The organism is Stenotrophomonas sp. STEN018 (assembly GCF_056760235.1).
Window position 1 is genome coordinate 1 of record NZ_JBRREK010000087.1, and the last position, 10,610, is coordinate 10,610.

Consider the following 10,610-nt stretch of genomic DNA (forward strand, 5'->3'; position numbering starts at 1 on the left):
CCCCCCCCCCCCCCCCCCCCCCCCCCCCCCCCCCCCCCCGCCCCCGCCCCCCCCCCGCCCGTGCCCGGGCCGCCCCCCCCCCCCCCTCGCCCCGCCCTCGCCGCCCCCCCCACTACATTGGTTTTGTCCGGAGCACGGCAAAGCAATCTACATCGCGCCATCGGGCGCGGCCCAGCCCCCTCGACGGCCAACCGCAACGCCGCGCCGCCCACAGCCGCGCCACGACAGCGGCCGCCATGCTGACCGGATCATCACGCCAATTTGACGGGCACAGTTAAATTATCGTAAAGCACCCAGCCGCTCCGGTTCCTAGAACACGTTGTGATGCTGTCCCGGGTAGTTACGCTCCAGGAAGGAGCTACCGGTTGACTGGGCCCAGGCACTTCCACAAGTCCAGGTACCCATGATGAAACGACAACTCCTGAGCACGGCCGTGTGCACCGTCATTGCCGCGTACGCGCCCTTTGCGTTTGCCCAGTCACAGGGCGATGACAACAGCAGCAAGAAGAAAATCGAAACCCTCGACAAGATCACCGTCACCGGCTCGCTGATCCCCCAGGTGCAGGTTGAAAACGCCACACCGGTGACCTCGATCACCGCCCAGGACATCCAGAAGCAGGGCTTCAAGGATGTCTACGAGGTCCTGCGTTCGCAGCCGCTGGCCACCGGCGCCGTCCAGGACAGCCAGTATTCGGGCGGCTTCACCTCCGCCGCCAAACCGATCAGCCTGCTCGGCCTGGATCCAGGCTTCACCCTGGTGCTGATCGATGGCCGGCCGATGGCCGACTATCCGCTGCTGTACAACGGCCAGAGCAACTTCGTCGACCTGGCCAGCATTCCGACCGCGATGGTCGAACGCATCGATATCGCCCCCGGCAACCAATCCTCTATTTACGGCTCCAGCGCCATCGCCGGTGTGGTCAACATCATCCTCAAGAAGCACATCGATGGCATCCAGGCGGACTTCCGCATCGGCAGTTACGACGGCGGCGGTGGCAACAACCAGCGCTTCCAGCTCACCGGCGGGCAGAGCTGGGACAAGCTGGACTTGACCTGGGGTGTGCAGCTCAACAACCAGGATCCGATTTACGGGTTCAACCGCAAAGACATCGACTCCACCAACGACAACCCGGATGCAAGCGCACGCTACGGTGTGCGCACCTTCGTGCACAACGCCTCCGATGGCAGCTATATCGACCCGGGTGCCGATGCCTGTGCGCCGTTGGCTGGGCTGTATCGGGGCACCACCATCTATGACACGCGGCCCAACCGCGGCAACTATTGCGGCAGCCGCTACGAGCCCGGCTACGCAACCATCATGAACAAGGAGCGCAGCGCCGCCGGCTACGCCAACCTCAACTACGCACTCAGCGACAACGCCGACCTGTATGCCACCCTGCTGCTCAACCACAGCAAGACCCAGAGCAACAGCGGCTCGCGCTTCTGGCAGCCCTCGATCGATACCAGCGGCTATATCTTCAACCAGCTGACCGGCGACCTGGAAAGCTATCAGCACATTTTTTCGCCAGAAGAAACCGGCGACCTGAACTTCAACAATGAGCGCCAGACATCGGACTCCTACAACATCGCAGCCGGCATCAAGGGCGCCATTGGCCAATCCAACTGGGACTACAACGCCTACTACGCACGTTCGGAATACCGCATCGACAGTCGCCAATGGTGGCCGCTGAAGGACAAGATGGAAGACTTCTTCCGTCAGCAGTTCCTGGGGCCGCAGCTGGGTGATTACTACGGTTACCCGATCTACGAACCCAATGACGCAGGGTTCTATCAGGCACTGACGCCGGCCCAGTACCGCAGCTTCCAGGGCGAAATCCGCACCAAATCCAAAACCTGGACGCAGAACCTGAACCTGCAGGTCACCAATACCTCGCTGTTCTCGCTGCCAGCCGGTGATGTGGGCTTTGCTGCTGTCGTACAGGGCGGCCAGCAATCCTGGGAGAACCCCACCGATCCGGGCGTCGTCAACGGCGACTATTGGGGCCTGAGCGGCACCCAGGGCCATGGCAAGCGCGACAACTGGGCCACTGCGGTCGAGTTCCGCGTGCCGATCTTCAAGATGCTGACCGCAAACCTGTCCGCCCGCTACGACGACTACAAGAACAAGAACGCCGGCAGTGACTCCAAGGCCACCTGGAAGGCCGGCCTGGAGTTCCGTCCAATCGATTCGCTGCTGTTCCGCGCCAACTACGCCACCGCCTTCAAGGCGCCGGACATGTCCTACGTATTTGCCGGCGCCAGTGGCTATTACACCCAGGTTCCCGACTACTACCGCTGCGCCACCGAAGACGCAGGCACGCCCATCGGCCAATGCAAATACAACGCCGAGCAGGTCAAGGGCTCACGCATGGGCAACCCGGACCTGAAGTCCATCACCGCCAAATCCTGGGGCGGCGGTGTTGTCTGGTCACCCAACGCCGACTTCACCGTCAGCGCCGATTACTACCGTATCAAGATCGACAACAAGGTCTCCGACCTGGATCTGGACCAACTGCTGCGCAATGAGTCGGCCTGCCGCCTGGGCCAGCTCGACGCGACGTCGCCGACCTGCGTGGACGCACTGGCACGCATCGGCCGCGCCGGTGCCAATGCCCCGCAGCCCAACCAGATCCAGACCGTACGCACCAATCCCATCAACGTGTCCAACGAGGACGTCAGCGGCATCACCGCCAACCTCAACTACCGCTTGGGCACGGACAACTGGGGCAGCTTCATGTTTGGCGCGCGCTATAACGTCACCCTCAAGCACGACAACCAACAGTACCCCGAAGACCCGACCATCGATCTGCTCTCCGATCCGTACTATTCCTCGGAGTTCAAGAACATCTTCAGCGGCACGCTGGGCTGGCAGAAGGGCCCATGGACCTCGACGTTGTATGGCATCCGTTATGGCCGCACCCCGAACTACGCGGCGCAGGATTCCATCGACGGCTATGCCGCCAAGAACGCCGGCCGTGTGGCGGCGTGGACGACCTTCAACCTGACCGTGGATTACGCGGTGAATGACGACATATCGCTGAGCGCGACCGTCAACAACCTGGCCAACAAGATGGCCCCGCGTGACAACACCTACAACGTCTACCCGTACTACAACGTTTTCAATTACAACGCCTACGGCCGCTCCTACATGCTGGAGTTGAACTGGCGCTTCGGTGGCAAGCAGTAACGCGACAGCGCGCTGCTGCAATCGTGATGTAAACAAGGAGCGGCTTCGGCCGCTCCTTGTTTTTCAATCTATCGCCAGCGCCTCGCGCAGTGGCTGCAACTGGGTCGCATAGCGGCGCCATTGCTCGATGCTGCGGGTATGCAGGGGCTCACGCACCTGCACGCTGCTGAGCGTCGCACTGGCCGCTGCATTGCGGGTCAGATCGGTTGCGCCCGCCTCCGCTTGCAACTGGCAGTGCTGCAGGATGTTCGCAAGCACCGCCTGCGGATCGGCCACCAGCGCCTCGTAGTCGATCTCCAGCACTCGCCCTGGCAGGTACTGCTGCCAGGCCTGCATCAACTGCCGATGGGCACGGCTGTGTGCGGCCAGCGCCTGCAGGTTGTAGCTATAGGCATACGATGCGCCGAACATTGCGCGGTAGTTGGAAAAGCACACCGCCATCGGGTCACGGCGCACGTAAACAATCACCGCCTGCGGCAACGCGCGCGCGATCGGGCCGGCCAACAGATAGTTGGGCGGCAGCTTGTCGACAAAGCGACGCTCCCCAGCCAATCGCCAGCGTGTCTGGTGCAGATAGCCACGCCCCACCTGCGCGTAATCCAGCGACGGCAGCGCCTGTAGCAAGGCCGGATCAAGCAACGCGCGCCCGGCCTGATCCGCCTGCCAGCGCAACTGCTGGGCAAAGTCGCCAAGCTCACCCAGCGACAGCACCTGCGAGTGATTGCCCAGCATCCGCTCCAGCACCGTCGTGCCCGAGCGTGGCATGCCGACGATGAAGATCGGTTGCGCGCCCTCATCCACTGCTGCCGGGGCAGCGGCGGAAAAAACACCTTCGCCGGCCAGTGCCGCCATCGCCTGATGCTGCGCGGCGTCGGCCTCGCCGTCGTGCCGCAATTGCTGCCACATCAGCGCATTGCCGGTGCTCAATGCTTCCCAGCCCGCGCCATCCTCGCCCAGGTCTTCCAATTCCTTGTACAGCGCGAACCAGAGTGCGGCGGTATCTTCGTTGCTGGCCGACGCCTGCCGCAGCTGCCGGCGCAGGGCGTCAACGTGATTGGCCTGCGTCGTCTGTCGCCGCAGGCGCGACAAACTGAGCGCGGCACGGCCAAAGCCAGGCCGGGCCTGCAGGCAACGCAGCAAGGCCTGCTCGGCGGCATCCAGGTCCCCATTGAACTGCAGTTGCACGCCCAGGAAATACTGGAAATCGGGGTTGTCAAAACCGCGCCGGCTGGCCTGCTGCATCAAGCGCAGCGCATCCACATGCAGGCCCAAGGCCTGGAACACGTGCGCCAACGATGCCAGCACAACCGGATCTGCGCAGTGACCAATGCAGGCCTGCTGCATCAGCTGCGCCACGCTCTGGCTGTCGCCTACCCGCAGCAGGGCCTGGGCGATACGCAACAGCAGGGCCGGGTCGTCATGGCTGCCCGCTGCAGCCTGCCGCAACTGCGCGACCGCTTCGCGCACGCGCGATTGCGCCAGCACGGTGCCCGCCAACATCACCCGCGCATAACGATGCCCTGGCTGCAGCTCCAGCAACCGCAGCAAGTGCCGCCGCGCTCCGGGCATATCGCCTTGGGCCAATGCGGCCTGTGCGGACTGCCAGGAAGCGGCGGCATCCATGCCTCAGCTGGACAGGTGTTCGATCGCGGCGACGCTGCCGAGGCGGTCACCCAGCGTGCGCAGCAGCGCCAGCCGGTTACCGCGCAGGGCCAGGTCGTCGGCATTGACCATCACCGCATCGAAGAACGCATCGACCTGCGGGCGCAGGCGGGCCAGGCGGCCGAGTACGGCTACGTAGTCCTTGTGCGACAGCGCGGTGCCGGTGTCGTCGATGGCGGCGGCCACGGCTTCAGCCAGTTCGCTCTCGGCCGGCTCACGCAGCAGCGCCGGGTCGATCATGCCCGGGATCTCGCCGTCAGCCTTGCGCAGGATGTTGCGGATGCGCTTGTTGGCCGCAGCCAATGCCTCCGCCTCCGGCAGCTGGGCAAAGGTGCCGATGGCATCGATGCGGCGGTCGAAGTCGTACAGCGAGGCCACGCGCAGTTCAGCGACGGCGTTGAAGTGGGTGGCCGGCACGCCCTTGTCGGCGTAATAGCCCTTCAGGCGGTCGATGATGAAGTCGTACAGCTCGTTTGCATCGGCCTGCACCTTGCGCTCGGCCAGACCCGCATTGGCCGAAGCCAACAATGCCGGCAGATCCAGATCAAAACCCGACTCGATGATGCTGCGGGCCAGACCCAGCGCGTTACGGCGCAGCGCGAACGGGTCCTTGTTGCCGGTCGGCTTCAGACCTGCGGCAAAACCGCCAGCCAGCGTGTCCAGGCGCTCGGCAATCGCCAGCACCTTGCCCAGCGGCGACAGTGCGATGTCATCGGCGGCGAAGCGCGGCTGGTAGCTCTCGTCGATGGCCAGCGCCACCGACGGCGATTCGCCGCCGACAATCGCGTAATGACGGCCAGCAATACCCTGCAGTTCCGGGAATTCATTGACCATGCGCGACTGCAGGTCGTTCTTGGCCAGCTCGGCGGCACGCTTGGCCTGGACCGGATCGGCACCCACCTGCGGCGCGATGATCTGCGCCAGCGCGCTGACGCGTTGCACCTTGTCGGCGACGCTGCCCAGCTTGGCCTGGTAGGTGACGGTCTTCAGGCCGTCGCCCATGCCGACCAGACCCTGCTTGAGGTCTTCGTCGAAGAAGAACTTGGCATCGGAGAAGCGCGGGCGGATCACGCGCTCGTAGCCCTTGGAAACCTCGGCCACGTCCTTGGATTCGATATTGGCAATACCGATGAACTTCTCGGTCAGCTTGCCGCCACCATCGAGCACCGGGAAGAACTTCTGGTTGATCTCCATCGTCTCGATCAGCGCTTCCTGCGGCACGGCCAGGAATTCGCGCTCGAAACTGCACAGCACCGCCGCCGGCCATTCGACCAGGTTGACCACCTGCTCCAGGTTGTCATCGGTGATACGGGCGACGCCGCCAGCCTGGACGGCTGCGGCATTGACCTCGGCGACGATGCGCTCGCGGCGCGCGTCGGCGTCGACCAGCACGTTGGCCGCCTTCAGCGATTCAACGTAGTCGGCCGGGTTGCTCAGCCACACTTGCTTGTCGGCCATGAAACGGTGGCCACGGCTGAAGCGGTCCGAGCTCAGGCCCAGCAACTCGGCCGGCACGATGTCGTTGCCGTGCAGCAGCACCAGCCAATGCACCGGGCGGGCGAAGGCGTATTCGTGGTTGCCCCAGCGCATCGGCTTGGGGATGGGCATGGCGGCGATGGCTTCGCGCAGGATCTCCGGCAGCAGGCTGGCGGTCTGCGCGCCCGGGGTCACCGAACGCAGCACGAAACGCTCGCCCTTGGCATCGGTGGTGCGCTCCAGCGCGGTCCAGTCGATGCCGGCCTTTGCGGCGAAACCCTGCAGCGCCTTGGTCGGTTCGCCATTGGCATCCAGCGCGATGTTCAGGTACGGGCCGAACACTTCCGAGTGCTGCTCGGGCTGTTCGGTTTCCACGCCCGGCAACAACACCGCCAGACGACGCGGGGTCGACAGCGGCTTGGCATCGCCACGCTCGAAGGCCACGCCACGCTTGGCCAGACCATCGATCACGCCATCAAAGAAGGCCTGCGCCAGGCCAGGCAGCGCCTTGACCGGCAGCTCCTCCACGCCCAGTTCGATCAGCAGCGGTTGCATGCTCATGCCTGCACCTCCTTGGCGGCGACTGCTTCGAGGCGCTTGGCCTCGTACAGCTTGGCCACCGCCTGCGACAACGTGCGCACGCGCAGGATGTAACGCTGGCGCTCGGTCACCGAGATGGCGCGGCGCGCGTCGAGCAGGTTGAACGAATGCGAGGCCTTGCAGACCTGTTCATAGGCAGGTAGCGGCAGGCCGGCATCCACCAGCTTCTGCGCTTCCTTCTCGCAGGCGTCGAAGCGATGGAACATTTCTTCCACGTCGGCGTACTCGAAGTTGTAGGTGCTCTGCTCTACCTCGTTCTGCAGGTAGACATCGCCGTAGGTGACCGGGGTGCCGTCCGGGCCATAGGTCCAGATCAGGTCGTAGACGTTGTCGCAGTTCTGCAGGTACATGCAGAGCCGCTCCAGGCCATAGGTGATTTCGCCCAGTACCGGCTTGCACTCCAGGCCGCCGGCCTGCTGGAAGTAGGTGAACTGGGTGACTTCCATGCCGTTGAGCCAGATTTCCCAGCCCAGGCCCCAGGCACCCAGGGTCGGCGATTCCCAGTTGTCCTCGACGAAGCGCAGGTCGTGTACCAGCGGATCGATGCCCAGCGCCTTGAGCGAGTCCAGGTACAGCTGCTGGATGTTGTCCGGGCTCGGCTTCATCGCCACCTGGTACTGGTAGTAGCGCTGCAGGCGGTTGGGGTTTTCGCCGTAGCGGCCATCGGTGGGACGGCGCGAAGGCTGTACGTAGGCGGCATTCCAGCTTTCCGGGCCGATCGAGCGCAGGAAGGTGGCCGGATGGAAGGTACCGGCACCGACTTCCAGGTCCAGCGGCTGGATCAAGACACAGCCCTGTTTCGCCCAGAAATCGTTGAGGGTCTGGATCAGGCCCTGGAAGGTAATCGAAACGGGGGGAGTCGCGGACATGCTGCCTGAGCCGTACGTAAGGGGTGCGTTAGTATAGCGACCGACCGCGCGATGGCCGCGCCAGCAAGGGGTTTGGGGTGGAAAACGCTGCTATGGAAGGCTCTCAGGCACCGTCACCGCAGGTAGCTATCGCCCCGGGAAGACTGCAGTTTTCCAATATCGCCAGCGCCTTGCTGGCCGACGGACTGGTGGCCGCGCACGACCAGGAGCGGATCCGTTTCTCCGCCCAGGGCGCGCGCAATGCCAGTGAAGTGCATCCGCTGGTGCTGCTGGCCAACCTGAAACTGGCCGCCGCCACCGGCGCCGGCGAGCTCGGCCTGGAACGCCTGACCGAGTGGCTGGCCGCACGCACCCAGACCCGCTACCTGCGTATCGACCCAACCCGGGTGGACGTGTCCGGTGCCACCGCCGTGGTCTCGCATGCCTATGCGCGCCGCCACCGCATCCTGCCGCTGGGCGTGGACAGCGAGCGCGTGCTGGTGGCCACCAGCGAGCCGATGGCGCGCGAATGGTTACCCGACCTGCAGCACCTGACCCGTCGCCGCATCGACATGGTGCTGGTCAATCCGCTGGACCTGCACCGCTATTCGATGGAGTTCTTCGGCGTCACCCGCTCGGTACGCGGCGCACGCAGCGACGCCCGTGACGGCGGCAACGGCGTCGCTCCGCCCAGTTTCGAGCAGTTGGTGGAGCTGGGCAGCGCCGGTGACGTCAACGCCGACGACCACCATGTGGTCAGCATCGTTGACTGGCTGCTGCAATACGCCTATGAACAGCGCGCCAGTGACATCCACATGGAGCCGCGCCGCGACAAGGGCCGCGTGCGCTTCCGCATCGACGGCGTGCTGCACAAGGTGTTCGAACTGCCGCCTTCGGTGATGACCGCGGTGGTCAGTCGGGTCAAGGTGCTCGGCCGCATGGATCTGGCCGAACGCCGACGCCCGCAGGACGGCCGCATCAAGACCCGCTCGCCGGGCGGGCGCGAAGTGGAAATGCGCCTGTCGACCATGCCCACCGCCTTCGGTGAGAAGTGCGTGATGCGTATCTTCGACCCGGATTCGGCGTTCAAGAGCATCGAGCAGCTGGGTTTCAGTCCGGAAGAAGCTGCTGGCTGGAACGAGCTGGTGGCGCGCCCACACGGCATCGTGCTGGTCACCGGCCCAACCGGCTCGGGCAAGACCACCACCCTGTACTCCACGCTCAAGCGCCTGGCCACGCCGGACGTGAACGTGTGCACGGTGGAAGACCCGATCGAAATGATCGCGCCCGAATTCAACCAGATGCAGGTGCAGGCCAATATCGACCTGGACTTCGCCTCCGGTGTGCGCACCCTGCTGCGACAGGACCCGGACATCATCATGATCGGCGAAATCCGCGACCTGGAAACCGCACAGATGGCGGTGCAGGCCTCGTTGACCGGGCATCTGGTGCTGTCCACCCTGCATACCAACGACGCACCTTCGGCGATCACCCGCCTGCTTGATCTGGGCGTGCCGCATTACCTGATCGCCTCCACCGTCAACGGCGTGCTGGCGCAGCGACTGGTGCGTACCCTTTGCCCGCACTGCAAGACACCAGACACCCTGAGCGACAGCGACTGGGCGCCATTGCGTAATGCCCATGAAGCATTACCAGATGTGGTCACGGCATATGCCCCGGTCGGTTGCCTGGAGTGCCGGCGCACCGGTTACATGGGCCGGATCGGCCTGTATGAGTTGCTACCACTGGGTTCGCGGCTGCGCGCCCTGATCACCCGCGACATGGATCTGGCCGGATTCAGCAAGGCCGCAGCGGCCGACGGACTGCGCACCCTGCGCCGCACCGGGCTTGAAAAGGTGGCCGCAGGGCTGACTACAATCGAGGAAGTCCTGTCAGTACTGCCGCCGCCGGAATGAAGTCCCAGCCGTTCTTGATCGTTGAAACCGGGCAACCGTTCCCGACCCTGCGCCGTTACGGCCGTTTTCCGCACTGGATCCGCGTTGCCGCCGGGCTGGAACAAGCCGACACCGTGGTGGTCAACGTCGAACACGGCGAGCAGTTGCCCGAGCGCGGGGATTTCGCCGCCACGATAGTCACGGGTTCGGCCGCCTTCGTCACCGACCGCGCCGACTGGAGCGAACGCAGCGCCGACTGGCTGCGCGACGCCGCCCACGCCGGCATGCCGCTGCTCGGCATCTGCTACGGCCACCAGCTGCTGGCGCATGCGCTGGGCGGGCAGGTCGACTACAACCCGGCCGGACGCGAGTCCGGCACCATCCAGCTGGAGCTGGAAGCCCCGGCCTCGGCCGATCCCTTGTTCGCCGGCCTGCCGACCAGCTTCCCGGCCCACGCCACCCACCTGCAGACGGTATTACGTGCGCCCGAAGGCGCCACCGTGCTGGCGCGCTCGGTGCAGGACAACTGCCACGCCTTCCGTTGGGGCGAGCAGGCTTGGGGCCTGCAGTTCCACCCGGAATTCGCCACCCACCATATGCGCGGCTACGTCCGCGCCCGCGCCGACTGCATCGCCCGCCACGGCGGCTGCGCCCGCAGCGTCGCCCGCGAGGTAAGCGCCGCACCGCTGGCCCGCCAGCTGCTGCGCCGCTTCGTGCGCCACGTGCGCCGCGAGGCGCATTGAGCCTGCCGTTGTTTTGTGGGAGCGGCGTCAGCCGCGAAGCCAACAATGCTGCAATTACGGGCATGTCCGTAATCTGACGATTCTTGGGCTTCGCGGCTGCCGCCGCTCCCACAACCGCCGAAGGGGCCACCGGTGTAGTGGGGGGCCCAGGAACGGGAAGGGCCGAACCACACAACCAACAAAAATTGGGGGGGGGGGG

Annotated in this window: 6 protein-coding genes; 3 read left to right on the forward strand and 3 right to left on the reverse strand. The window is 65.0% G+C overall.

Translation table 11 applies throughout. The annotated features are described in order from the left end of the window. The first annotated feature begins 406 nt into the window (after positions 1-406). Positions 407-3,187 (forward strand): TonB-dependent receptor, encoded by a 2,781-nt coding sequence (locus tag ACVOMB_RS19790; protein WP_481532756.1) that lies wholly within the window; start codon positions 407-409, stop codon positions 3,185-3,187. 63 nt (positions 3,188-3,250) lie between these two features. Here the strand turns inward: ACVOMB_RS19790 and ACVOMB_RS19795 are convergent, their stop codons facing one another. From ACVOMB_RS19795 to glyQ, 3 genes are read right to left on the reverse strand one after another with little or no spacing between them, the layout of a single operon-like run. Next, positions 3,251-4,810, reverse strand: a complete 1,560-nt coding sequence (locus ACVOMB_RS19795; RefSeq protein WP_481532757.1) for a tetratricopeptide repeat-containing sulfotransferase family protein — start codon at positions 4,808-4,810, stop codon at positions 3,251-3,253. Between the two features lie 3 nt (positions 4,811-4,813). Next, positions 4,814-6,886 carry a glycine--tRNA ligase subunit beta gene (glyS, locus tag ACVOMB_RS19800; protein ID WP_481532758.1) on the reverse strand — a complete coding sequence of 691 codons (2,073 nt, stop codon included), beginning with the start codon at positions 6,884-6,886 and terminating at the stop codon, positions 4,814-4,816. Next, on the reverse strand, positions 6,883-7,794 hold the full coding sequence (gene glyQ / locus ACVOMB_RS19805; RefSeq protein WP_481532759.1) for a glycine--tRNA ligase subunit alpha: 912 nt from the start codon (positions 7,792-7,794) through the stop codon (positions 6,883-6,885). Before glyQ ends, glyS begins: the two co-directional genes overlap by 4 nt. Before the next feature lie 92 nt (positions 7,795-7,886). Between glyQ and ACVOMB_RS19810 the strand changes: the two genes are divergently transcribed. Next, complete coding sequence (locus ACVOMB_RS19810) at positions 7,887-9,689, forward strand: GspE/PulE family protein (protein WP_481532760.1); 1,803 nt, start codon at positions 7,887-7,889, stop codon at positions 9,687-9,689. Next, entirely contained in the window at positions 9,686-10,411 is a 726-nt protein-coding gene (locus ACVOMB_RS19815; RefSeq protein ID WP_481532761.1) for a glutamine amidotransferase, read from the forward strand. Before ACVOMB_RS19810 ends, ACVOMB_RS19815 begins: the two co-directional genes overlap by 4 nt. The last annotated feature ends 199 nt before the right edge of the window (positions 10,412-10,610 follow it).